Origin of the sequence: Microbacterium sp. PF5 (genome assembly GCF_004794315.1) — a bacterium.
GTDB classification, from domain to species: Bacteria; Actinomycetota; Actinomycetes; order Actinomycetales; family Microbacteriaceae; genus Microbacterium; species Microbacterium sufflavum.
The window spans coordinates 22,930-43,940 of the sequence record NZ_SSDQ01000046.1 but is presented as its reverse complement, the minus strand read 5'-3'; the positions used below and the strand labels follow the sequence as shown (position 1 = coordinate 43,940).

Here is a 21,011-nt window from a genome sequence, read left to right as displayed (position 1 = left end):
AGCCTCCCAGGGAGCCCCGTGACCGAGCAGACCCCCGCCGCCGACACCGCAGCGACCGAGACGTTCACCTCGCGCCGCCACCGCATCACGGCGGGTGGACGCACGCTCGACTACACGGCGGGCGCCGGCACCGTGATCGTGCGCGACGACGAGCACACCCCGCTCGCCAGCGTCTTCTACACGTCCTACGTGGCCGACCGCGAGGAGGGCGCTGCGCCGCGCCCGGTGACCTTCCTGTTCAACGGCGGACCCGGCTCCGCCAGCCTGTGGCTCAACATCGGCGGCTTCGGCGTCAAGCGCACCCCCACCAACACGCCGAAGGCGACCCCACCCGCTCCCTACGCGTGGGGCGACAACCCGCACACGCTGCTCACCGAGTCCGACCTCGTCTTCATCGACGCCCCCGGCACCGGCTACTCGCGACTGCTGGGAGACACCGCGCCCGCGCAGGTATGGGGCGTCGACCAGGACGTCGACGCGTTCGCGAAGGCGATCACCCGGTGGCTCACCCTCACGAACAACTGGAACGCCCCGCGGTTCCTGTTCGGCGAGTCGTACGGCACCACGCGCGCCGCGTCCCTCGTGCACCGCCTGCAGAACCAGGGCCTCGACTTCAACGGCGTCGTGCTGCTGTCCACCGTGCTGAACTGGGGCGAGAGCAACCTCGGGGGTCCGCGCGAGTACATCAACCTGCTGCCCTCGTTCGCCGCGACCGCCTGGTATCACGGCAGGGCGCGCACCGAGCACACCGAGCTGGAGCCGTTCCTGGTGGAGGCCAGGGCCTTCGCGCAGGGACCCTTCGCGGCCGCCCTGCTGCAGGGCGACCTGATCCCGTCCGAGGTCGAAGACGAGGTCGCCGCGCGCATGAGCGCCCTCGTCGGTCTCGATTCCGACTACCTAAAGACGCACCACTTCCGCATCGGCATGGAGCAGTACCGCTACGCGCTGCTCGCCGACGAGGGTCGCGTGATCGGCCGCTTCGACACCCGCTTCACCGCCGAGCACCAGTACGTGGTGGGCGGCGGCTCGCACGACCCCGCCACCGACGACGCCGCCACCGCCGGGGTGAACAGCGCGCACCTGTCGACCTACCGCGCGCACCTCGTCGACGACATCGGCTACACCAGCGACCTGCACTACCGGCACCTGCACAACATGCCCATCTCGCGGGCCTGGGACTGGAAGCACAAGGCGCCGGGCGTCGACGCCCCCCAGCTCGTGCCCGACGTGTCGCTCGACCTGTCGGCGGCGGTGCGGCGCAACCCGAACCTCCGCGTGTTCGTGATGGGCGGGTACTACGACCTCGCGACCCCGTTCTTCGGGCCGGAGGTCGACGTGGCGCACCTGTACCTCGCCCCCGCGCTGCGCGACAACATCCGTTTCGCGTTCTACGAGTCCGGCCACATGACGTTCGTGGACGAAGATGCCGTCGTGCGCATGAAGAGCGACCTCGACGACTTCTACCGCGACGCCACCGCGCGCTGATGAGCGCACGCGAGACGACGGGCCGACTCGGAGAGCGGGAGTACGTCGCGCGGGTGGAGGAGCTGCCACTGCGGCGCTCCGACGGCACGCCGCAGGGCACGCTGTCGGCGTTCAGCTATACGGTCGACGCACCCGGCCGGCCGGTGCTGTTCCTCACCAACGGCGGGCCCGGCGTCTCGTCGATCTACCTGCACCTGAGCGGCATCGGACCGTGGCGGGCGCGCGTCCCGGTGGACCCGGACGACGCCGGCCAGCCGCCGTACGGCATCGAGGAGAGCCCGTCGAGCATCCTCGACGTCGCCGACCTCGTGTTCCTCGACGCACCGGGCACCGGCTTCGGCACGTTCGCGGACGACGCCGACCGCTCGCTCTTCCGCACCGTGGAGGGCGACGCCGACGCGGTCGCCGCCGCGATCGGCGACTGGCGCGACCGGCACGGCCGCTGGGACGCGCCCACGTACTTCCTCGGCGAGAGCTACGGCACGCTGCGCGCGGCGTTCCTGGCGACGAACCCGCACAGCATGGACACGGCGCCCCTGGCCGGGATCGCGCTGCTCGGTCAGGCGGTGAACATCCAGGAGACGCAGGACCGGCCGGGGAGCATCGTCGGAGCCCTCGCCAACCTGCCCTACAAGGCCGCCACCGCCTGGTACCACGGCACGGGGTCGCGCGGGCACGCCACGGTCGAGGACGCCATCGCGGACGCCCTCGACTTCGCGCGCGGCGACCTGGCCGCGGCCATGCTGCAGGGCGACGAGCTGCCGGCGGGCGACCGGGACGCGGTCGCCGAGCGGTTGTCCGCCATGATCGGCCTCCCCGCCGACGAGCTCGTGCGCGACCGACTGTGGATCAGCAAGACCGACTTCCGCGAACGGCTGCTCGAGGGCCAGGTGCTGGGCGTCACGGACAGTCGCTACCGCGCCCCCGCCGCCGACCGCCGTGTCGGCGAGCTCGGCCACGACCCCGCCGACACCGCGCTCTCCCCGCGCTACGTCACCGGGCTGTCGCGTCTGCGGCTCGACGTGTTCGGCGACGACTCCGCGCGACCGTACCGGGTCGTCGACACGGAGGCCGGCCGTGACTGGGACTGGCAGGAACAGGGCGGCGCCGCGTTCCCCACCTATGGCCGACCGTCGCCGTTCCACACCTACCCCTACCCGGCGCGGCTCTCGCGGTGGATGAAGCAGAACCCGCACGCGCGGCTCTTCCTCGGCACGGGCGTGTACGACGCGCTGACCACCGTGGGGGCCGCCGACCATCTGCTGCGGCACTTCGGCCTGCCCCGCGAACGCACCACCTCGCACTGGTACCGGGCCGGGCACATGATGTACAGCGACCCGGCGGTCGCGGCGCAGCTGAACGCCGACCTCCGCGCGTTCCTGACGGCCTGAGGCAGGGCTCAGGCGCTGAGGCGGCCGAGCGCGAGGGCGGCGAGCGCCGCGGCCTGATCCGCGAGCACCGCGTCGTCGAACACGACGGTCGGCGAGTGGTTCGGGGACGCCGTCTCCAGGTCGACCTCGTCGGGGGTGGCGCGCAGGAACAGGAACGCGCCCGGCACCTGCTCCAGCACGAACGAGAAGTCCTCCGACCCCATCACGGGGTGTGCGGTCTCCCACACCCGCTCCTCGCCGAACAGGCCGCTCAGGGTGCTGCGCACGTGCGCGACGGCCTGCGGGTCGTTCACGGTGGGCGCGCACAGGATGGTGACGTCGACCTCGACCGTGCAGCCGTGCGCCGCCGCGATCTCCTGCACCAGGGCGGGGATCTCGGTCTGCACGCGGGCGCTGTTCTCGTGCGAGAGCACGCGCACCGACGCCACGAGCGACGCCGTGTCGGAGATGATGTTGCGGGCGGGTCCGCCGGCGTGCAGCTGTGTGACGCTCAGCACCACCGGGTCAAACACGTCGAAGCGCCGCGTGACGAACGCCTGCAGCGCCGTCACGAGCTCCGCGGCCACCGGCACGGGGTCACGCGTGAGGTGCGGGGCCGACGCGTGTCCCCCGGACCCGGTGATCGTGACCTCCACCTCGATCGCGCCCGCCATCAGCGCACCGGGTCGCGTGGAGAACACCCCGAACTCACCGGGGACCACGTGGATGCCGAACGCGGCCACCGGCCGCGAGCCGGTGACGTCGAGCAGTCCCTCGGCCAGCATGCGGGTGGCACCGTCGCCGAGCTCCTCGCCCGGCTGGAACATCAGGAGCACGTCGCCGTGCAGTTCGTCGCGACGGGCGGCGAGCAGCTGCGCCGCGCCGACGAGACCCGCCACGTGCAGGTCGTGTCCGCACGCGTGCATGCGCTCCCCGGTGGCGGCATAGTCGAGACCGGTCTCCTCGGTGAGCGGCAGTGCGTCCATGTCGGCGCGCAGCAGCACGGTCGGGCCGGGATGCGCGCCGCGGATGACGGCGGCGATCGAGCTCAGTCCCGCGCCGAGGGTCACCTCGACGCCCAGCGGCTCGAGCGCATCGAGGATCCGCCGCTGCGTGCGCGGCAGTTCGAGCCCGAGCTCCGGATCGGCGTGGATCGCGCGGCGCAGGCCGACCAGACCGGGGAGCAGATCGCGGGCGTCGTCGCGCAGACCGGTGGTGGGGTGGAGCAGGGTCATCAGTGTCCGATCGCGTGCAGGAGGTGGTCGGTGCCGGCGTTCTGGATGCGCGGGATCGCGGCGACGAGGGACTGCGTGTAGGCGTGCTGCGGATTCGACACGATCTCGTCCGCGTCGCCGTGCTCGACGATCCGCCCCTTGCGCATCACGGCCGTGGTGTCGGCGATGTACCGCACGGCGGCGAGGTTGTGGGTGATGAACAGCACCGACAGCTCCAGCTCGCGCTGCAGATCGCGCACCAGGTTCAGCACGGCACCCTGCACCGACGCATCGAGCGCCGACGTGATCTCGTCGGCGATGATGAGCCGCGGCTTCACGGCCAGACAGCGGGCGATCGCGACGCGCTGCCGCATGCCGCCGGACAGCTGAGACGGATACTGGTCGACCGTGCCCGGCTTCAGGCGCACCAGCCGCAACAGCTCCTTCACGCCGTCGGCGCGCGCCTTGGCGTTGCCGCTGCCGTGCAGCGCGAGCGCCTCGTCGAGCGTGTCGCCGATGGTCATGCGCGGATTCAGCGAGGAGTACGGGTCCTGGAAGATCATCTGCACGTCGCGGGCGCGCGCGAGGCGCTGCCGCCCGGTCGCCGGTCGCAGCTCCTCGCCGTCGAGCAGCAGGCGTCCGGCCGTGGCCGGCTGGAGACCGGCGATGACGCGCGCGATGGTGGACTTGCCCGAGCCGGACTCCCCGACCAGTCCGACGATGCTGCCGTGCGGCACCGTGAGCGACACGCCGTCCACGGCGTTGAACGACGAGTCGCCGTGCCCGAAGGTCACCACCAGATCGTCGACGACGAGCTCGGCCATCAGCGCACCTCCTGCGTGGTCTGCGTGGTCTGCGACCCGGTGAGCACGACCGGCTCCCCGAGGATGCCCTCGATCGGCACGCCGTCCTGCGGGTGCCAGCAGGCCACGCGACCGCCGTGACCGTGGGCCACCGGCTCCGGGGTGACCGCGCGGCACTGCTCGGTCGCGAACGGGCAGCGCGGAGCGAACCCGCAGCCCACGAGCGGCAGCGAGAGGTCCGGCGGCTCGCCGGGGATCGTCGCGAGCGGCTGGGTGCGATCGGTGTCGAGGTCGGGCAGCGACTCGGCGAGCGCACGCGTGTAGGGGTGCGCGAGCTTCTCGGGCGTCGCGAGCAGGCGCACGTCCACGTCCTCCACGATGCGTCCCGCGTACATCACCAGGATGCGCTGGCACAGCTCGGCGAGCACGGCGATGTCGTGCGACACCACGATCGCGGCCGCCCCGGTCTCCTCGCACTCGCGTCGGAGCAGCGCGAGCACACGCTGCTGCACCGTGACGTCGAGGGCCGTGGTGGGCTCGTCGGCGATGATGAGTCGCGGCTTGCCGATCTGCGACATCGCGATGAGCGCGCGCTGCCGCATGCCGCCCGAGTACTCGTGCGGGAACTGCCGGGAGCGCCGCTCCGGCTCGTCGATCGCGACGTCCTTCAGCGCGGCGACGGCCTTCTGATGTGCGGCGCCGCGGGCATCCCTGGCGTGGAAACGCGGGATCTCGGCGAGCTGCGTGCCCACGCGCAGCGCCGGGTTGAGCGCCGTGAGCGAATCCTGGAACACGACGCCGATCTTCGTGCCGAGCCGCTTCTTCATCACGGCGGGCGGCAGGTCGAGCACGTCGTCGCCATCGAAGCGCAGCTCCTGCGCGGTCACGGCGGCGCCCGCGGCGGACAGCTGGGCGACCGCCATCAGCGCCACCGACTTGCCGCTGCCGGACTCGCCGACGACGCCGACGATCTCCCCCGGTGCGACCGAGAACGAGACGTCCTGCACGGGACGCACCCAGCCGGACGGCGAGGGGAACGAGACCGACAGGCCGTCGACCACGAGCAGCGCGTCGTCGTCGGCCACCCGCTCGCGGGCCTCGACGCGCGGCGCGGAGCCCAGCTTGCGCCGGGAGAGCACGCTGCCCTTGCCGTGGCTGCGCAGGTGCGCGGCGAGCGACTCGCCCAGCGTGCCGAACGCCACGCCGGCGAACACGACGGCGACTCCGGGGCCGACCACCGCGGTCGGGTTGGTGTACACCTGGTCGAACGCCTCGCTGAGCATGCGGCCCCAGTCGTAGTCCGGCGGCTGCACGCCGACGCCGAGGAAGCTGAGGCTGGAGAGCGCGAGCAGGCCGCCGCCGATCGACAGGGTGACGTTGACGATGATGGGTTCGGCGATGTTCGGCAGCACGTAGCGAGTGAACTGCCGTCCGCGCGAGACGCCCATCATGCGCGCCGCCGCCAGGTACTCCGATCCGCCGACGCGCGACGACAGCGTCTGGGCGAGGCGGGCGAACGACGGCACCATCGTGAGGCCGAGCGCGATCACCGCGGACGACGAGCTGGGCCCGAGCAGGATCACGGTCAGCATCGCCACCAGCAGCACCGGGAACGCCAGCCATGTGCTGATCACGGAGCTGAACAGGCGCTGCACCCGCGGTCCGAGCACCGACGGGAGGGCACCGAGCAGCAGACCGAAGACGAGGCCGATGACGGTGGCGATCAGCGCCATCCCCAGCGACAGCCGTGCGGCGACGACCGTGCGGAGCAGGAGGTCGCGCCCGAGGCCGTCGGTACCGAGCGGGTGCGCGGCGCTGGGTCCCTGCAGCAGCGCCGACGTGTCGGTCTGGTTCGCCTGCGCGCCCCAGATCCCCGGGGCGAACAGCGCGAGGAACACCAGCACGAGCACCATGACGGTGCTGATCGCGCCGAGCGGGTTGCGCAGGAAGGTGAGGATCGAGCGCATCAGGTCGTCTCCAGGAGGGTGGTGCGCCGGTCGAGGAGCGACAGCACGATGTCGACCGCGAGGGTGATGACGAGGATGATGGCCGCGTACACGAGCGCGAGGCCCTGCACGATGCCGTAGTCCTTCGTGGCGATGGCGTCGACGAACGCCGAGCCCAGACCCGGCCAGTTGAACACCTTCTCCACGAGCACGCTGGAGGCGACCATGGTCGACAGCAGCGTGCCGCCGATCGTCAGCGTGGCGGTGAGCATGTTGGGCAGCGCATGGCGGAAGTACACCCACGACGCGGGGATGCGCTTGGAGCGGGCCGTGCGCACGTAGTCGTCGGACAGCGTGTTCAGCGCCTCGACGCGGGCGATGCGCGACAGCGACGCCCACGAGGCGACCGTCATGGCCAGCACCGGCAGCACGTACGACGCGGGGCCCGAGCGTCCGGCCACGGGGAACCAGTGCAGCCCCACCGCGAAGATCACGACCAGTGCCACGCCCAGGAGGTACTCCGGGATCGCGGCGATCACGCCGGTGATGCCGGTGAACGTCACCTCGACGCCGCGGCGTCGGCTGCCCTGCGTGAGGATCGCGATGCCGAGGCCCACGGGCACGGCCACCAGCAGCACGATCACGAACGAGATGCCGGCGAGCTCCAGGGTGGCCGGGAGCCGGTTCTGCACGAGCTCCGACACCGACCGTCCGGTGATGAGGGACGAGCCCAGATCGCCCTGGACGATGCCGGTGAGATAGTTCCAGAACTGCACGATCAGCGGGTCGTTGAGACCCAGCTGATCGCGCCGGGCCTGGACCACGGCCTCGTCGGCCGTCGCGCCGAGTGCGGCGCGCACGGGGTCGCCGCCGGATGCCCTGAGCACGAAGAACGCGACCGCGATGATCACGAACATCGCCACCAGCATGCGCAGCGCGCGGCGGAGGAGGAATCTCAGCCAGGGGTTGCCGTGGCGGCGCTTCCGAAGAAACACCGCCACGGTGTCCGTCCTGGCGGACGCGTGGTCCAGCATGCGGCTCCTAGCCTCGGAGGCTCGTCGGGATCAGCAGTCCGTTGGTGGTGACCTCGAACTCCACGCCCGCTCCGTACAGCGTGCTCGTGGACTCCGCGAACGGCATCACCTCGAGGTTACCGATCGCCGAGGCCTGCGCGGCGGTCCACGCGTCGCAGCTGTCCTCGCCGGCCAGCTGCTGTGCCTCGGCCGTCAGGTCGAAGAACTCCTGGTTGGTGTTGTACGTCCAGTTGCCGCCGTCCGGGGGGAACGGACCCGAGAGGATGCCGGCCCAGGTGGAGGGCAGCGTGGTGGAGATCGGGGCCCAGATGAGGTCCCAGTCGCCGCCCTGGAAGATGACGTCGGTGTACGACGACGACGGTGCCGGAGTGACCTCGACGCCGATCTCGCCCAGCTGCTGCTGGATGAGCTCGATGCCGGCCACGACCGACTGCGCCTCGGTGGACGGGTAGACGAAGGTGAGCTCCAGCTTCGCGCCGTCCTTCTCCCGCACGCCGTCGGCGCCCACGGTCCAGCCGGCCTCGTCGAGCGATGCGGCCGCCGCGTCGGCGTCGAAGCCGATCAGCGACGTGGTGGCATCCGCCCCGACGCACACCGCGGTGAACGAGGAGACGAGCGAGGTCATCAGCTCGCCGCGACCACCGGTGGAGACCGAGGCGACCTCGTCGCGGTCGATGCCGCCGGCGATGCCCTCCCGCACCAGCAGGTCGTTGGTCGGGCGTCCCTCCGACTGGTTGAAGAACATCAGGCCGGGACGGGCGGGCACGTCGATCGTGAACAGATCGCCGCTCTCCAGCCGGTCGCGATCCGTGCCGCCGACCTCGGCGACGTTGATCTCGGAAGACAGGAGCATGTTCGCGCGCGTGGGCTCGGTGTCGACGACCTCCAGCTCGACGGTCTTCGGCAGCCCCTCGGTGTCGCTCGTGACGTCGCCGGGACCCCACGTGTAGTCGTCGCGCAGGGCGAGCGTGTAGGTCTGCCCGGGCGAGGAGTCCTCGAGCGTGTAGATGCCGGTGCCGACGGGGGTGGAGTCGAGCGACGCGGGGTCCTCGATGCCGGCTGCGCACACGACCGGCATCTGGCCGATGTTGCTGAGCAGGAAGCTCTGCGGCTGCGCGCTGGTGAACGTGACGGTGCGCGAGGCGTCGTCGGCCTCGACGGTCAGGCCCTCGGCGGGGAAGTAGACGCCGGAGTAGGGCGATGCCGTCTCGGGGTCTGCGGCGTAGTCGAACGAGGCCTTGACGTCGGAGGCGGTGAGCTCGGAGCCGTCCGTGCAGACGATCCCCTCCTTCAGCACGAACGACACCTCGGTCGTCGACTCCGTCCAGCTCTCGGCGAGCAGGCCCTCGGCGTCCTTGCCGTGGGCGAACGACATGAGGGTCTCGTACAGGTAGGCCGAGACCTCCTGCCCCGCCTGCGTCGCGTTCGTGATCGGGTTGAGCGAACCCGGGTCGGCGGCGATGGCGATGGTGGCCTTCTCGACCGCTCCGCCTCCTGACCCGTCTCCCCCGCCGGCGCAGCCGGTCAGGGCGAGTGCCGTCACGCCGACGACCGCGGCTACGATGCTGCGTCTCATGGGTGTCCTCTCTTCACGGAACCCTCGGGCGGGTTCCAACTCATTGAATATTATGAATTGCTCTTTATTGCCTCGTGTCGGCGGTGTTTCGGGTTTGTTACCGGTCACGAGTGGTCGTCGAGAAGGGCGGCGGCGCCCATCACCGACTTCAGCTCGAGGAACTCCTCGAACCCGTGCACGCCGCACTCCCGGCCGACGCCCGACTGCTTGTACCCCCCGAAGGGAGCCCCCACGTCGAGCCCGGCGCCGTTGATGCCGACGGTGCCGGTGCGCATGCGCAGCGCGACCTCGAGGGCGCGTCGAGGGTCGCTCGACCACACGCCGCCCGACAGGCCGTACACGCTGTCGTTCGCCAGGTCGACAGCCTCATCGACCGTGGCGTACGGAGTGATCGTGAGCACCGGACCGAAGACCTCCTCGTGGAAGATCCTCATGTCGGGTGTCACATCGGTGAAGATCGTGGGCTGCACGTAGGCGCCGCCGGCCGTCGGTTCGACGATATCGAGGCCGCCGGTCAGCACGCGCGCACCCTCGGCGATCGCCGTCTCGATGTGCGACCGCACCCGCTCGCGCTGCAGCGTCGAGGCGACCGGCCCCGTGGCCGTCCCCTCCGCGCGCGGGTCGCCGGGCGCCCAGCCCGCCGCGGCCTCGACGGCCGCGCGCTCCCACGCCTCCCGCATGCCCTCCGGCACCAGCACGCGCGTCTGCGCCGCGCAGGTCTGTCCGGCGTTCGCGAAGCACGAGGCGAGGACCCCCCGCACGGACTCGTCCAGCGGCGCGTCGTCGAGCACGATCGCCGCCGACTTGCCCCCGAGCTCCAGCGCGACCTTCTTGATGGTCGCGGCGGCGGCGCGCGCCACCTGCTCCCCCACCTGGCGCGAACCCGTGAAGGTGACCATGTCGACGCCGGGGTGCGCCACCAGCGGCGAGCCGACACCGGCGCCGTCGCCGTGCACGATGTTCACGACGCCGGCCGGTAGCCCGGTCTCGCGGAGGATGTCGCCCACGATCGCGGCGTTCAGCGGCGCGACCTCGCTGGGCTTGAGCACCACGGTGCAGCCGGCGAGGATCGCGGCGCCCACCTTGAGCATGATCTGGTGCAGGGGGAAGTTCCAGGGCGTGATCGCGGCGACCACACCGACCGGCTCCGCGACCACGAGGGAGTTCGAGACCGCCTCGCGCTCGACGTGCGCGCGGGCGGCCTCGACCAGCCGGGCGAGGTCGGCGATCGCGACGCCCACCTGGGCGGAGCGCGCGAACGCGATCGGCGACCCCATCTCCGCGCTCAACGTCGCAGCGAGCAGCTCACGGTGGCGCGCCAACCCCTCGGCGAGCGCCTCGACATGAGCGATCCGCTGCGACATCGGCGTCGTCGACCAGGTGCCGAACGCGCCCGCGGCCGCAGCCACCGCACGATCCACATCGGCGGGGCCGCCAGCCACGACGGCACCGATCACGGTGCCGTCGGCCGGGCTGACGACATCGATCGAGGCCTGCCCTGCGGCATCCTCCCTGATGCCGGCGATGTCGTGCCCGATGACCATGTCAGACCCCCGCCTGCCGCACGAGATGCGCATCGGGGGCGAGCGGCGCCGGGCGCGGCACACCCTCGTGGATCAGGTGCCACGGCGACGGGAACTCGCCGACCGGCACGTTGATGAGGATCGGCTCGTTCGCGGGCACGGCGTCGGCCAGCACCCCCGAGAGCTCCTGCGGGGTGGTGGCCCGTGCGGAGCGGATGCCGAACGCCTCCGCGAGCGTGCCGTAGTCCGGATTGGTGAGGTCGCTGGCGAAGTAGCGTGCCCCGTACCGGTTCTTCTGGATGCGGCGCACGTTGCCGTAGAACCCGTCGTGGAACACGATCGTCACGAGGCCGAGACCGTAGCGCTTGGCCGTGGACAGCTCCTGCAGCGTCCAGGAGAAGCCGCCGTCGCCGTTCACCGACACGACGGCGCGGTCGGGGTCGGCCGCCTTGACGCCGAGGGCCGTGGCGAAGCCGTAGCCGAGCGTGCCCTGGTAACCGGGGCCGATGTAGGTGCGCGGCTGGTACGCCGGATAGCAGGCGCTGGCGGCGTAGCCCACCTGCGTGAACTCGCTCACGAAGACGCCGTCTTCGGGGAGCGCGCCGCGGATCGCGGACAGGTACTCGCGCTGCGGGGCGATGTCGGCGAACTGCGCGGCGAGCCAGGTGCGCACGCGGGCGAACTCGCTCTCCCGCGAGTCGCGCGCCGGGGTGCCGACCTCGGCGGCCAGGGCGGCGAGGGCGAGGCGGGCATCGGCGTGCAGCGTCTGCGCGGCGGCACGCGGGCCCTCGAGGTCGGCGGCCTCCGCGTTCACGAGGATCACGGGGGCGCCGTTCGTGTCGACCTGGGCGCCGAACGTCGAGACGAAGCGCGTGCCGACGGCGAGCACCAGGTCGGCGTCCTCCCGGAACGCGCGGAGGGCGAGCGCGTCGAAGGCCAGACGGTGGCGGGCGTCGAGCGCACCGCGGCCGTTCTCGGTCATGAGCACGGGGGCCTCCAGTGCCTCGGCGAGTGCCTGGAGGGCGACCGATGCGTTCGCGGCGAGCACTCCCCCGCCCACCACGATCATCGGGCGCTTGGCCGCGAGCAGGCGGGCGGCGGCGTCGCGGATCTGCTGCTCCTCCGGCACGAGGGGTGCGTCGGCGACACGCTCGGCCGCGACGGCACGCGAGGTGGCGGCCAGCACGTCCGGCGGCACCTCGAGCGCGACGGGGCGAGGACGGCCGCTGCGCAGCTGCGTGAACGCCTCGCGCACGAGCCCGGGGATCTCATCGGCGGAGCGGGCGGTGCCCGTCCATTTCGTGAGTCGCTGCAGGATGCCCGTCTGGTCGGGGATCTCGTGCAGGGCGCCGAGTCCGCGGCCGATGGCCTGCGAGTCGATCTGGCCCGCGATCAGGAGCATCGGCGAGTTGGCCGAGTAGCCGGTCGCGACGCCGGAGAGGGCGTTGAGCACGCCGGGGCCCGGCACGACCATCGCGACACCGACGTCGCCGGTGCTCCGCGCGTAGCCGTCCGCCATGTAGGTCGTGGCCTGCTCGTTGCGCGCGCAGATGAAGTCGACCTGGTCGGTGCGGGCGTGGAGGGCGTCTGCGGCGGCATCGAGCTGGACGCCCGGGATGCCGAAGATCCGTGAGACTCCCTGGTTGATGAGGGAGTCTGCGAGCAGATCGCCACCGGTGGGGTCGGTCATCTGTTTCCTCTCGTGAGCAGCATTGCGTGATTGACTGTATTAGATACATTCAATTACTGCAAATAGGAGAATCGCCCGCCGCCACCGCCCCGGCGCGGCAGGCGCTCCTTAGGATGTGAGAGATCCGCTCCACAGCCCCGCTCCGACCGAAGGATCCCCGTGGCCAGCACCCAGGAAGAAGCGCGCACGTTCCAGCGCGTCGCGCCCGCGCAGTCCGTCGCCGACCGCGTGGTCACCGAGGTCGAGGCGATGATCAAGACGGAGGGTCTCGAGCCGGGTCATCGCATCGGCACCCGCCAGGAGCTGTGCGAGCAGTTCGGTGTGGCGCCGGCCACGCTCGGCGAGGCGCTGCGGGTGCTGCGGGCGCGCGGCTCGGTCGATCTGCGCCCGGGTCCCGGTGGCGGCATCTTCGTCGCCGACCAGTCCCCGCTGATCCGCCTCGCGCACAGCGTGCTGCGGCTGCGGCAGACCGGCGCTCCGGTGAACGACGTGATCAAGGTGCTGGACGCGCTCGACGAGGCCGTCATGCAGGACGCGGTGCAGCACCGCACGGACGCCGACATCGCCGATCTCGAAGCCGTGATGGCGGAGCTGACCGAGCACTGGCACGACCCCATCGAGGGCCTGCACGGCAACTGGCGGCTGCACCGGCGGATCGCCGAGATCTCCCCCAACGCCGTGCTGCGTACGTTCTACCTCAACCTCGTCGACTACATCGAGGGTGAGACCGCGGGGGCCGCGACCGACGACGCCCTGGCCGTGCCGGGCTTCCGGCAGGACACCGACGAGCGCCTGCGCATCCACGAGGCCCTGATCGACGCGATCCGCTCCGGCGATGTGAAGGTCGGCCGCAAGGCCGTGCTGGACCACCGCACGCTCGGTCGCTGACACGCGCGCCCCTCGTCTCGCTCCGCTCACTCAGGCAGCACCCCGGCGACGAGACGACGGGCGCCTACGCGTCGCCGACTCCGACGTGGCGCCAGGCGAGCGCCGCGAGAGCCGCGGCCTGATCGCCCAGCACCGCGTCGTCGAACCGCGCATGCGGCGAGTGGTTCATCGGGATGTCGTCCTGGTCCACATCCGGCGGAGTCGCGCACAGGAACAGGAACGTGCCTGGCACCTCCCTGAGCACGAACGAGAAGTCCTCCGACGCCATCCAGGGCGCATCGATCTCCTCCACGCGGTCCTCGCCGAACTCGGCGCGGAGCACCGCTGCCGCCGCCGCCGTCTCCTCGCCCGTGTTGACCGTGACCGGATAGCCGACGATCACCTCGACGTCGGCCGTGCAGCCGTGCGCCGCGGCGATGCGCTCGATCAGCGGCGGGAGCTCGGCCTGCGCCTGCGCGATCGACGCCTCGGACAGCGTGCGCAGGGTCGCCGCGAAGCCCGCGTCCTCGGGGATCACATTCGTGATCTCCCCCGCGTACAGCGTCGTGACCGACAGCACCACGGGATCGAACACGTCGATGCGGCGCGTGACCCAGGACTGCAGGGCGAGGATCAGCTCGGCCACCACGGGCACGGGATCCACGGCCTGCTGCGGCCTCGACCCGTGCCCTCCCCTCCCGTGCACGCGCACCCGCAGCACGTTGGCGCCCGCCATGATCGTGCCGGACTTCAGCTGGAACGTGCCGCGCGCGCCCGGACCCACGTGGATGCCGTAGGCGGCCTCGACCCGCGTGCCCGCGGCGTCGAGCACGCCGTCGCGGATCATGAGCGGAGCCCCGCCGCCCGCTTCCTCGCCGGGCTGGAACATGAAGACGACGGAGCCGGCGATGCGGTCGCGCCGCCCGGCGAGCAGGCGTGCGGCCCCCACGAGTCCGGCCACGTGCAGGTCGTGCCCGCACGCGTGCATCGCCCCGTTCGCCGACGCGTACTCGAGTCCGGTCTCCTCGACGATGGCGAGCGCGTCCATGTCTCCGCGCAGGAGCACGGACGGGCCGTCGGTCGCGCCGCGCAGCACGGCCGTGACCGAGCTGAGGTCCGATCCGGTCGTGATCTCCAGGCCCAGGCCGTCGATCGCGTCGAGCACGGCGCGCTGCGTCAGCGGCAGGTCGAACCCGGGCTCGGGGATGCGGTGCAGACGACGGCGCAGCTCCACCAGCTCCGGCTGCAGGCGTGCGGCGTCGTCGTGCAGCGTCATCCGTTCCCCTCCTGCGCCGCGGATGGCGCCGAGTACACCGTGCGCCCGTCGATGAGCACCTCCCGCACGGTCGAGGCGACGTCGAGCGGGTCTCCGGTCCACAGAACCACATCCGCGTCGCGGCCGGGCTCCAGCGCGCCGACCCGGTCGTCGATGCCGGCGATGGCCGCGGCCGTCGAGGTCATCGCCGCGAGCGCTGTCTCCCTCGGCAGCCCGGCCCGCACGGCCACGGCCGCCTGCATCGCGAGCAGGCCGATGGGCACGACCGGGTGGTCGGTGGTGAGCGCCACGCGCACACCCGCCGCGGCGAGCGCGGCGAGGTTCGCGGGATCGGCTTCGCGTACCTCCACCTTGGAGCGGCTCGACAGGATGGGTCCGTAGATCACGGGCACGTCGCGCGCGGCGAGGATGCCGGCGAGCTTGTGCGCCTCGGTGCCGTGATTGAGCACGAGGCGCAGCCCGAACTCGTCGGCGATGCGCAGCGCCGTGGCGATGTCGTCGTGCCGGTGCGCGTGCTGCTCCCACGTGAGCGTGCCGTCGAGGGCTTCCGTGAGCGCCTGCTTTCCGAGGTCCACGGCGAACGGCGTGCCGTCGGCGCGGGCCTTGTCACGCCGGACCGCGTAGTCCTGCGCGTCGCGCAGCGCCTGACGGATGACGAGGGCGATGCCGAGCCGGGTCGACGGCAGCTGCTTGCGCTCCCCGTAGGCCTGCTTGGGGTTCTCGCCGAGCGCCGACTTCATGCCGAGCGCCGCGCGGATCACCTGCTCGTCGACCGAGCGCCCTCCCGCCGTCTTGATGGCGACGCTCTGCCCGCCGATCGGGTTGCCCGATCCCGGCTTCACGACCACGGCGGTGATGCCACCGGCGAGCGCGTCGCGGAAGGCGATGTCCTCGATGTTGACGGCGTCGACGGCCCGCACGCCGGCGGTGACCGGCGACGAGACCTCGCTGCCGTCGAACCCGGCGGGGCCGTTGGCCTCCTCGTGCGCGCCGATGTGGCTGTGCGGGTCGATGAGGCCGGGCAGCACCCAGCATCCGGCGGCGTCGATCACCCGGGCGCCCTCGGGCACGGCGAGCCCTGTGCCGACGGCCTCGATGCGCCCGTCGGACAGCAGCACGGTGCCGCTCTCGATCTCCTCGCCCAGGCCCGTGACGACCCGCCCTCCCACGATCGCGACGGCATCCGTCATGCGTTCTCCTCGTCTTCCTCGGCGCGACGCTCGACCAGCTCGCGCGTCTTCGTCAGCAGCTCGTCGACGTCCAGGCTGAGGATGCCGGCGGCCGGGTCCACGCGCACCACGATGCCGTCGTCGCACCGGGGCGGCTCGCCGCTCAGGTCGACGAGCGGATCGTCGACCCAGATCCACGGCAGACCGTCCGCGTACCGGCGGATGTGCGCGAGCTTGTCGAACTGCACGGGCAGGAACGGCCACGGCTCCTCCGGCAGCTCGAGCGGCTCGCGGAACGCGGTGTGCGCGTTGTGGCCCCACTCCGACGCCCACACGATGTCGAAGTGCTCCGCCAGCTCGTGCAGCCGCTGCGCCGCGGCGTCGGGGATGGCGACGTCGCGCACCCACCGCCCCCACGCCGACAGGTGGTGCGTGCTCACCGGCACGGCCGGCTCGCCCTCGATCACGACGACGTCGCTGATGCCCAGCACGAGGACCGGACGGTCCCCGCGGGGCCGCCGCGCCGTGTACTTGGCCATGTCAGTCGTCCACCGCGTCGGCGAGCAGCGGCGCGTCGGGCGCGCCCTCGAAGTAGTTGCCACCCTCGATGCGGATCAGCCGCTCCGACTCGTCGAAGAACACGCCCACCGGGTCGCCGCCGCCCGCCACGGCCCGGTGCTGCTTGGCCATCATGCGCCGGATCATCGCGATGCCCTGGTCGGTGGTGGTGAGGTGATCCTCGGAGTGCAGCGAGATGGCGCCCTGCGACTTCTGCGCCTCGTAGTCGCCGGGCAGCCGCTGGTGCTCCAGGTCGGTGAGCTCCTTCCACGGCTTGCCCTCGTGGGTGGAGCGCAGCTTGGTGAGGAAGTCGGGGTCGCTGTCGCGCGCGACCGTGAAGATGCGGAAGTTGGTGTCGTCCATCGGCACCACCCAGCCGATCATGTTCGTCTGTCCGGAGGCGAGCTTGGGGCTCGCCACCACACGCAGGTTCGGGAAGATCACCTCGGTCACGCGGCGCAGCTGCCGGCCGTCGCCGAGGTCGCGCATCTGGATGCTCCGAACGCCCAGCGGCGTGTACTCGTACTCGACCTCGGGGATCAGCGCCATCTCCGGCGTGAACTGGTTGCCGCTGAACCGGGCGTGCAGGATCGGCACGTGGAACGGGTCCATCACGTTCTCCCAGTGCTGCAGCCAGTTGAAGTCGAGCTGTGCCGGGCCGCCTCCGCCCACGCCCTGGTCGTTCACGATGAGCTGCTCGTCGTCGGCCAGCTCCTCGAGCGTGTCGTAGCGCGGCAGCACCGGCTTCTTGTCGGGCGGGCCCATGTAGGCCCAGATCAGGCCGTACTGCTCCTCGACGGGGTACCACGGCTGACGTACGCGATCGCGGTGCAGTCCCAGGTCGGGCTCGCACGGCTGCTCCAGGCAGTGCCCCTCGGTGTCGAACACCCAGCCGTGGTAGCAGCAGCGGATGCCCTCGTCCTCGACCCCGCCGTAGAACAGCGACGCGCCGCGGTGGATGCAGCGCGGGTGCAGCAGACCCGCCTTGCCCTTGCGGGTGCGGAACAGCACGAGCTCCTCGCCCAGCACGCGCAGCGAGAGGGGTCGTGTCGTCGCATCCTCGACCTTCGCGACCGGGTGCCAGTAGCGGCGCAGCACCTCGCCGTAGGGGGTGCCAGGACCCACCTGGGCGAGCTCGTTCAGCGGCTGCCCGAGGCGCAGCCCGTATGCGGTTCCGGTGTCCATGGTCGCTCCGTTCGTGGGGGGTCAGATGTCGAGGACGAGACGGTCGCCGAGCGAACGGGAGACGCAGATCATCATCGTCTCGTTGCTCTCGCGCTCGTCGGGGGTGAGGATCGAGTCGCGGTGCTCGGGCGCCCCGTCGACGACGGCGGTCTCGCACGTGCCGCACACGCCCTCCAGGCAGGAGCTGGGCACGCCGATACCGGCGTTCTCGAGCATCTCGAGGATGCTGCACCCGCGGTCCACCGTGACGACGAGGTCGGACCGGCTGGCGACCACCTCGAACGACTCGGCGCCCTGCGATTCGCCGAAGGTCTTCGCCTGGAAGCGCTCGACGTGCAGCACCCCGCGCGGCCATCCGGCGCTCAGCTCTTCCAGCGCATCGAGCATGCGCTCCGGACCGCACGCGTACACACCGGTCTCGGCGGAGGGCGCACCGATCCAGGCGGCCAGGTCGAGCCGGTCGTCGACGTCGCCGCGCACCAGCAGCAGTTCGCCGCCCGCGAGCTGGGTCGAGGAGAGGAATGCCATGCGCTCCCCCGCCGAGCCGAGGTACGCGAGCCGCCACGGAACGCCGCGGCGGGTGGCCTCCTGCAGCATCGGCAGGATGGGCGTGATGCCGATGCCGCCGGCCACGAAGACGTAGTCGTCCGCCGGCGCGAGTGCGAAGTGGTTGATGGGGTCGGAGGCCGTGACGGGGTCACCGACGCGCAGCGTCTGGTGCACGTAGCGGGAGCCGCCGCGGCTCGGGCTCTCGGCGAGCACCGCGATGCGCCAGGCGGTGCGGTCGCCGGGGTCGGAGCACAGCGAGTACTGGCGTTCGACGCCGTTCGCGAAGCGGAGGTCGATGTGCGCTCCCGGCTCCCAGGCCGGCAGTTCGGCGCCGGTGGGGTCGTCGAGCTCGAGGGACAGCACGTCCTTCGCCTCCTGGCGCATGGCGCGCACGCGCAGGGCGAGGCGCTGTTCCGGGGAATCGACCGCAGTGTGGGGCACCGTCGCTCCGCTCCTTCCGTCGCATCCGATCGCCGTGGATCGGATTGACAACATTCTTTATATTCAATTGCGATAGTATGAAGTCCGCTCGGGCCTGTCAAACGGACACGGCCCGCAGGAGCGCACACGAGAGAAGGGCCATCGGATGTCGGAGCTGAGACTGCGGGGAGACCTGGACGCGATCCCCGGCTACAAGCCGGGCAAGGCGGCACCGCAGACCGAGACCACCGGGCCCGTGCACAAGATCTCGTCGAACGAGAACCCCTATCCCCCGCTCCCCTCAGTGACCGCCGCGATCGCCGACGAGCTCGCCACCATCAACCGCTACCCCGAGACCGCGGCCACCGCCCTCACCACCGAGCTGTGTGCGCGCTTCGGTGTCGAGCCCGTCAACGTGGTGCTCGGCAGCGGCTCGGTCGAGGTCGTGTCGCAGCTGATGCGGGCCACGGCCGGCGAGGGTGACGAGGTGCTGTTCGCCTGGCGCTCGTTCGAGGCGTACCCGATGCTGGCCAGGGCCGCCGGGGCCGTACCCGTGATGGTGCCGCTCACCGCCGACCACCGCCACGACCTCGACGCCATGCTCGCCGCCATCACCGACCGCACGCGCCTGATCCTCGTGTGCAACCCGAACAACCCGACCGGCACGACCGTCGGCGACGCCGAGCTCGACCGGTTCCTGTCGCAGGTGCCGGCGCACATCGTCGTGGTGATCGACGAGGCGTACGTGCAGTTCAACGACCGCGCCGACTCGCCCGTGGGCATCGAGTACTTCCGCCGCTACCCCAACGTGGCCGTCGCGCACACGTTCTCGAAGGCGTACGGGCTGGCCGGCATGCGGGTGGGCTACGCCATCGCCCCCGAGCAGCTGGGCATCGCGCTGCGCAAGGTCGCCATCCCGTTCGGCGTCACGAACCTCGCCCAGACCGCCGCGGTCGCCTCCCTCGCTGCGGAGGACGAGCTGCAGGAGCGCATCGACGCCCTCGTGCAGGAGCGCGAGCGCGTCGTCACCGCCTTCGCCGCCGCCGGGATCACCGTGCCCGAGAGCCGCGGCAACTTCGTCTGGCTGCCGCTGGGCGACACGACCGCCGCAGTCGCCGAACTGCTGGAGCACCACGGGCTGCTCGTGCGCCCGTTCCCCGGCGAGGGCCTGCGGGCCACCGTGGCCGAGACCGAGGCGAACGATCGCCTCATCGCGCTCGCACCGCAGATCGCCGCACTGCTCGCCCCGGTGCCGGTCGCGGGCTGACGCCGGGCCGCTCCGGGCGGGTCAGCCGTCGATGAACGCGGCGAACCGGGCGAGCGCGGCGCTCACGGCATCGGGGTCGCCCGGCTCGGTGAACAACTCGGGATCGGCCGTATGCGCGGCGGCCGCGTGGGTCCAGCAGCCGATGACGCGTCCGTCCTCCACGATCGTCGCGCGCACCATGCCGTTCTTGCCCGGGCCGACGCGACCCAGGTACGCCGGGTCGCACACGGGCGTGCGGTCGGCGTAGGAGATGTAGTACTCGTCGAACGCGGGCAGCGCCTGCACCGACGGCGCGGCGGGCGCCCGGCGCGGATGCGCGACCGCGGTGAACAGGCCCTCCGCGACCTCGGTCACGCGCCCGGCGGCGCGCGCGGCGGCCTCCCTCGACTGCCCGAGGGTGAGCCCGGACCACCACGCGAAGTCCGCGACGCCCGCGGGGCCGTGACCGTCGATGTAGCGCACGAACAGCTCGGCCAGCGGGTCGTCCGGCCGCTCGTGCGCACGGATGTGTTCCTCGACGAGCACGAACCGCTGGTCGCGCGTGATGCCGGAGCGCGGCACGATCGGCCCCTGGCACACGAGCCCGTCGATCGTGAGCGCGAACAGCAGGTGGATGCCGCGCTGGCCCGCCGGGTCGATGCCCGCAGCCTCCCACACCGCGAAGACCTCGGCCCGCGTGAGCCCGCCGTCGCGCAGTCGCGGGACGAGCACCTTCACCGCGGTCGCCGTGACCTCCGCGTCGATCCCGAGCTGCCGCTGCCGGGAGGCCGCCTGCTGCCGCTGCCGCTCGGCCGTGACCTCCAGCATCCAGCCGAGGTCGCGCGCGGGCACGGTGTGCAGCGTGCCGCGCATGGTCCACGCGCGCACGAGCTCCCCGCGGGCGAACGCGGCGTCCACATCGCGCAGGCGGACGGCGCCCCTGGCGCGGCAGGCCAGGGCCCACCGGCCGGCCGTGAGGTCTTGGCTCTGCACGGCCAGCAGGTGGCGCGCGGCGTCGGCGACCGTCGGCGCCGGCGCGGTCAGACGGTGGGAGCGGAGGCGCTCGGACAGCAGGGCCGCGGGAGTCATGCCCCCATCAT

17 protein-coding genes are annotated in these 21,011 nt (G+C 71.8%); 4 read left to right on the top strand and 13 right to left on the bottom strand.

What is annotated here, in order from left to right; genetic code table 11:
• The first annotated feature begins 18 nt into the window (after positions 1 to 18).
• Together DW297_RS02605 and DW297_RS02600 are read left to right on the top strand one after the other, a co-directional pair.
• Entirely contained in the window at positions 19 to 1,485 is a 1,467-nt protein-coding gene (locus DW297_RS02605) for a S10 family peptidase (protein ID WP_205828209.1), read from the top strand.
• Positions 1,485 to 2,876 (top strand): S10 family serine carboxypeptidase-like protein, encoded by a 1,392-nt coding sequence (locus tag DW297_RS02600; protein WP_136029077.1) that lies wholly within the window; start codon positions 1,485 to 1,487, stop codon positions 2,874 to 2,876. The genes DW297_RS02605 and DW297_RS02600 overlap by 1 nt, the downstream gene beginning before the upstream one ends.
• Before the next feature lie 8 nt (positions 2,877 to 2,884).
• Here DW297_RS02600 and DW297_RS02595 read toward each other — a convergent pair whose 3' ends face one another.
• From DW297_RS02595 to DW297_RS02565, 7 genes are all read right to left on the bottom strand, one after another.
• The gene (locus tag DW297_RS02595) at positions 2,885 to 4,090 is read right to left on the bottom strand and encodes a M20 metallopeptidase family protein (protein WP_136029075.1); all 1,206 of its coding nucleotides are present in this window, start codon (positions 4,088 to 4,090) and stop codon (positions 2,885 to 2,887) included.
• Positions 4,090 to 4,893 carry an ABC transporter ATP-binding protein gene (locus DW297_RS02590; protein WP_136029073.1) on the bottom strand — a complete coding sequence of 268 codons (804 nt, stop codon included), beginning with the start codon at positions 4,891 to 4,893 and terminating at the stop codon, positions 4,090 to 4,092. The genes DW297_RS02595 and DW297_RS02590 overlap by 1 nt, the downstream gene beginning before the upstream one ends.
• Positions 4,893 to 6,839, bottom strand: a complete 1,947-nt coding sequence (locus DW297_RS02585; protein ID WP_136029071.1) for a dipeptide/oligopeptide/nickel ABC transporter permease/ATP-binding protein — start codon at positions 6,837 to 6,839, stop codon at positions 4,893 to 4,895. The genes DW297_RS02590 and DW297_RS02585 overlap by 1 nt, the downstream gene beginning before the upstream one ends.
• A complete protein-coding gene (locus DW297_RS02580) occupies positions 6,839 to 7,852 on the bottom strand; it encodes an ABC transporter permease (protein WP_136029069.1) in 1,014 nt (337 codons plus the stop codon). Before DW297_RS02580 ends, DW297_RS02585 begins: the two co-directional genes overlap by 1 nt.
• Positions 7,853 to 7,859: 7 nt before the next feature.
• Entirely contained in the window at positions 7,860 to 9,428 is a 1,569-nt protein-coding gene (locus DW297_RS02575; protein ID WP_136029067.1) for an ABC transporter substrate-binding protein, read from the bottom strand.
• Between the two features lie 104 nt (positions 9,429 to 9,532).
• Positions 9,533 to 10,972 (bottom strand): aldehyde dehydrogenase family protein, encoded by a 1,440-nt coding sequence (locus DW297_RS02570; RefSeq protein WP_136029065.1) that lies wholly within the window; start codon positions 10,970 to 10,972, stop codon positions 9,533 to 9,535.
• A gap of 1 nt (position 10,973) precedes the next feature.
• Entirely contained in the window at positions 10,974 to 12,641 is a 1,668-nt protein-coding gene (locus DW297_RS02565) for a thiamine pyrophosphate-dependent enzyme (protein ID WP_136029063.1), read from the bottom strand.
• Positions 12,642 to 12,800: 159 nt separating this feature from the next.
• Here DW297_RS02565 and DW297_RS02560 point away from each other — a divergent pair, with 159 nt between their 5' ends.
• Positions 12,801 to 13,529 (top strand): FadR/GntR family transcriptional regulator, encoded by a 729-nt coding sequence (locus DW297_RS02560; RefSeq protein ID WP_136029061.1) that lies wholly within the window; start codon positions 12,801 to 12,803, stop codon positions 13,527 to 13,529.
• Positions 13,530 to 13,593: 64 nt separating this feature from the next.
• Here the strand turns inward: DW297_RS02560 and DW297_RS02555 are convergent, their stop codons facing one another.
• From DW297_RS02555 to DW297_RS02535, 5 genes are read right to left on the bottom strand one after another with little or no spacing between them, the layout of a single operon-like run.
• A complete protein-coding gene (locus DW297_RS02555) occupies positions 13,594 to 14,784 on the bottom strand; it encodes a M20 metallopeptidase family protein (protein ID WP_136029059.1) in 1,191 nt (396 codons plus the stop codon).
• Positions 14,781 to 15,974, bottom strand: a complete 1,194-nt coding sequence (locus DW297_RS02550; RefSeq protein WP_136029057.1) for an amidohydrolase — start codon at positions 15,972 to 15,974, stop codon at positions 14,781 to 14,783. The genes DW297_RS02555 and DW297_RS02550 overlap by 4 nt, the downstream gene beginning before the upstream one ends.
• The gene (locus DW297_RS02545; RefSeq protein WP_136029055.1) at positions 15,971 to 16,492 is read right to left on the bottom strand and encodes a hypothetical protein; all 522 of its coding nucleotides are present in this window, start codon (positions 16,490 to 16,492) and stop codon (positions 15,971 to 15,973) included. Before DW297_RS02545 ends, DW297_RS02550 begins: the two co-directional genes overlap by 4 nt.
• Before the next feature lies 1 nt (position 16,493).
• A complete protein-coding gene (locus DW297_RS02540; protein ID WP_136029053.1) occupies positions 16,494 to 17,696 on the bottom strand; it encodes an aromatic ring-hydroxylating dioxygenase subunit alpha in 1,203 nt (400 codons plus the stop codon).
• 21 nt (positions 17,697 to 17,717) lie between these two features.
• Positions 17,718 to 18,686 (bottom strand): PDR/VanB family oxidoreductase, encoded by a 969-nt coding sequence (locus tag DW297_RS02535; RefSeq protein WP_240744495.1) that lies wholly within the window; start codon positions 18,684 to 18,686, stop codon positions 17,718 to 17,720.
• A 145-nt stretch (positions 18,687 to 18,831) separates the two neighbouring features.
• Here DW297_RS02535 and hisC point away from each other — a divergent pair, with 145 nt between their 5' ends.
• Positions 18,832 to 19,932 carry a histidinol-phosphate transaminase gene (gene hisC / locus DW297_RS02530; RefSeq protein ID WP_136029051.1) on the top strand — a complete coding sequence of 367 codons (1,101 nt, stop codon included), beginning with the start codon at positions 18,832 to 18,834 and terminating at the stop codon, positions 19,930 to 19,932.
• Between the two features lie 21 nt (positions 19,933 to 19,953).
• Here hisC and DW297_RS02525 read toward each other — a convergent pair whose 3' ends face one another.
• Positions 19,954 to 21,000 (bottom strand): winged helix DNA-binding domain-containing protein, encoded by a 1,047-nt coding sequence (locus DW297_RS02525; protein ID WP_136029049.1) that lies wholly within the window; start codon positions 20,998 to 21,000, stop codon positions 19,954 to 19,956.
• Between the last annotated feature and the right edge of the window lie 11 nt (positions 21,001 to 21,011).

What these genes read in the sequence shown, in the direction of transcription:
- DW297_RS02600 (WP_136029077.1), top strand. Translation starts at nt 1,485, where the DNA reads ATGAGCGCACGCGAGACGACGGGCCGACTCGGAGAGCGGGAGTACGTC.
- DW297_RS02595 (WP_136029075.1), bottom strand. Translation starts at nt 4,090, where the DNA reads ATGACCCTGCTCCACCCCACCACCGGTCTGCGCGACGACGCCCGCGAT.
- DW297_RS02590 (WP_136029073.1), bottom strand. Translation starts at nt 4,893, where the DNA reads ATGGCCGAGCTCGTCGTCGACGATCTGGTGGTGACCTTCGGGCACGGC.
- DW297_RS02585 (WP_136029071.1), bottom strand. Translation starts at nt 6,839, where the DNA reads ATGCGCTCGATCCTCACCTTCCTGCGCAACCCGCTCGGCGCGATCAGC.
- DW297_RS02580 (WP_136029069.1), bottom strand. Translation starts at nt 7,852, where the DNA reads ATGCTGGACCACGCGTCCGCCAGGACGGACACCGTGGCGGTGTTTCTT.
- DW297_RS02575 (WP_136029067.1), bottom strand. Translation starts at nt 9,428, where the DNA reads ATGAGACGCAGCATCGTAGCCGCGGTCGTCGGCGTGACGGCACTCGCC.
- DW297_RS02570 (WP_136029065.1), bottom strand. Translation starts at nt 10,972, where the DNA reads ATGGTCATCGGGCACGACATCGCCGGCATCAGGGAGGATGCCGCAGGG.
- DW297_RS02565 (WP_136029063.1), bottom strand. Translation starts at nt 12,641, where the DNA reads ATGACCGACCCCACCGGTGGCGATCTGCTCGCAGACTCCCTCATCAAC.
- DW297_RS02555 (WP_136029059.1), bottom strand. Translation starts at nt 14,784, where the DNA reads ATGACGCTGCACGACGACGCCGCACGCCTGCAGCCGGAGCTGGTGGAG.
- DW297_RS02550 (WP_136029057.1), bottom strand. Translation starts at nt 15,974, where the DNA reads ATGACGGATGCCGTCGCGATCGTGGGAGGGCGGGTCGTCACGGGCCTG.
- DW297_RS02545 (WP_136029055.1), bottom strand. Translation starts at nt 16,492, where the DNA reads ATGGCCAAGTACACGGCGCGGCGGCCCCGCGGGGACCGTCCGGTCCTC.
- DW297_RS02540 (WP_136029053.1), bottom strand. Translation starts at nt 17,696, where the DNA reads ATGGACACCGGAACCGCATACGGGCTGCGCCTCGGGCAGCCGCTGAAC.
- hisC (WP_136029051.1), top strand. Translation starts at nt 18,832, where the DNA reads ATGTCGGAGCTGAGACTGCGGGGAGACCTGGACGCGATCCCCGGCTAC.
- DW297_RS02525 (WP_136029049.1), bottom strand. Translation starts at nt 21,000, where the DNA reads ATGACTCCCGCGGCCCTGCTGTCCGAGCGCCTCCGCTCCCACCGTCTG.